Source organism: Meiothermus granaticius NBRC 107808, assembly GCF_003574355.1.
GTDB lineage: Bacteria > Deinococcota > Deinococci > Deinococcales > Thermaceae > Meiothermus > Meiothermus granaticius.
In genome coordinates this window covers 1-2336 of the sequence record NZ_QWLB01000085.1, presented here as the reverse complement: position 1 = coordinate 2336, position 2336 = coordinate 1, and the positions used below count along the sequence as shown (strand labels likewise).

The 2336-nt window shown below is 56.9% G+C and carries 2 protein-coding genes and 1 rRNA gene; all 3 read left to right on the top strand.

What is annotated here, in order from left to right:
* Positions 1-730, top strand: a 730-nt coding sequence (locus Mgrana_RS16525) for a beta-xylosidase family glycoside hydrolase (RefSeq protein WP_476738585.1), incomplete at its 5' end; no start/stop codon positions are given.
* A 133-nt stretch (positions 731-863) separates the two neighbouring features.
* Positions 864-1946: a DNA adenine methylase gene (locus tag Mgrana_RS16520; protein WP_119358667.1), complete on the top strand. Its 1083-nt coding sequence runs from the start codon at positions 864-866 to the stop codon at positions 1944-1946.
* Between the two features lie 264 nt (positions 1947-2210).
* Positions 2211-2336: ribosomal RNA gene (locus tag Mgrana_RS16515) — 16S ribosomal RNA — on the top strand; the annotation flags it as partial.

Below are 2336 nucleotides of genomic sequence, written 5' to 3'. Positions count from 1 at the left end.
GCAAAAGATCCGCTGGACCCCGGATGGCTGGCCCCGGCTCTGGCAAGGGGGCAATGCCCCGGCCCTCGAGGCAGAAGCCCCGGCCCTGCCCCCCCACCCCTGGCCCCCAGAACCCGAGCGCGACGACTTCGATGCCCCCACCCTGAGCCTGCACTTCCAGACCCTGCGGCATCCCCCAGACCCCTCCTGGCTATCCCTGAGCGAGCGCCCAGGCTACCTGCGGCTCTACGGGCGCGAGTCGCTCAGCTCGCGCCACCGCCAGAGCCTGGTGGCCCGCCGCCTGCAGGACTTCTACGCTGAGGCTGAGACCGCGCTCGAGTTCGAGCCCCAGAACTTTCAGCAGATGGCCGGGCTGGTCTGCTTCTACGACACCGGCAACTGGGTCTATCTGCGAGTAAGTCGGGACGAACAGCTCGGCAAGACCCTTAATATCCTTACCTGCGATAATGGCCACTACGACGAGCCCCTGGCCCAGGAAATCCCCATTGAGGGCCTGGGCCGGGTCTACCTGCGGGTGCGCTTCGCGCGCGAAACCTTCAGCTTTGCCTACTCGGCCAATGGTCAGGATTGGCAGCCCATCCCCCTGCAATTCCCAGCCTACAAGCTCTCCGACGACTACTGCCGGGGGCTGGGCTTCACCGGTACCTTTATTGGCCTTTGCGCTCAGGACCTATCGGGCAGCCGGTTACCCGCCGACTTCGACTTCTTTAGCTACCGAGCCAAGGAATAGACCAGGGGCTTGCCTCCAATCCAGCGGTTTCACCGCATTGCAAAAGTGCGCTGATTTAATTTGGCCGGCCTATACTTTGGGCGAACGGATAAAATTCTTTATCTAAGCATTGGTCCCATTGGTCGGAGGGTTAATGATCAAATATATCGGTTCGAAGCGCGCTTTATTGCCCTGGATTGTTGGGGTACTTGAGGAAATACGCGAGATTGGCCAAGCCAATAGCGTGGTGGATTTGTTTTCGGGTAGTTCACGCGTCGGCCACGCCCTCAAGGCCAGAGGTTTTGAGGTTGTTGCCAACGACCTCAACTCCTATGCGTTTGTGCTGGCCAGGGCATTGGTCGAGGCCGATGCTCGCCAATATGACCCGCACAGTGTGGCTGGCATTCTTGATGAGCTTATGCAGCTTGCACCCCTGGCGGGCTGGTTTACCAAAGCCAACTGCGAAGCCGCACGCTATTTTCAACCCCGGAATGGAGCCAAGATAGAGGCCATTCGTGAAGTCATCGAACTGAAGTATTCGCAGGATCCGCTGCTCAAAGCCATACTGTTGACCAGTCTGATGCTGGCTGCCGACAAAGTGGACTCAACCACCGGCGTACAGATGGCGTATCTCAAGGACTGGGCTCCCAGAGCCTACAATGAGCTGCGCCTCGAGTACCCCCCCCTTCTTCCGGGAGTCGGCAAGGCGTTTCAAGGCGATGCCCTGGAGATGGCAGGGCGGCTCGAGGCCGATATTTTTTACCTTGACCCTCCCTACAACCAACACTCCTACTTGGGGAATTACCACGTATGGGAAACCCTGGTGCGCTGGGATAATCCCAAAACTTACGGCGTCGCACAAAAACGAATCGATGTGCAGGAGCGCAAAAGCCCATTCAACTCCAAGCGCGAGACTAAAGACGCCATGACCACGGTTCTATCTCAGATAAAAGCCCATCACACCGTGGTGTCGTTCAACAACGAGGGGTTTTTTACGGCTGAAGAGCTCGAGTCCATGCTGAGAGACTGGGGATATGTGGTGCGCTTATCTCGCCCGCATCAACGCTATGTGGGGGCGAGGATCGGTATTTACAACCCTCGAGGCGAAAAAGTGGGGCAAATTTCTCATACAGAAAACCATGAGTTCCTTTTTGTGGCCACACATAGCCATAAGGTGTACAAGGCCTTGCAGGAGCGATCCAGGGGGTTGGCTGCCTCCCAACCCGCCTTGCTCTGAAAAAGTGGGCCCAGACTCCTGTGCGCAGATCAGGTTTATCCCTCGGCGGCTTGTGGCTCCTGGGTTTTTGTATGCCTCTCCCCTCCCCTATCTTGACAAGTTTCCCCGCCTTTGATATCCTTCTCTTTGCGTCGCTTGAGGGCCACAAAGCCATCGCGACGGGGAATCTTGAAAGCACAGATTGGGAAATACCATGAACCAATCGTCGTTTTTCCGCGACGAAATAAATAAAGGATCTCACCATCCTCTTTTACAGAGGGTATATCCATGGAGAGTTTGATCCTGGCTCAGGGTGAACGCTGGCGGTATGCCTAAGACATGCAAGTCGCACGGACTAGTTCTGCTAGTTAGTGGCGGACGGGTGAGTAACGCGTAGGTGACCTGCCCCAA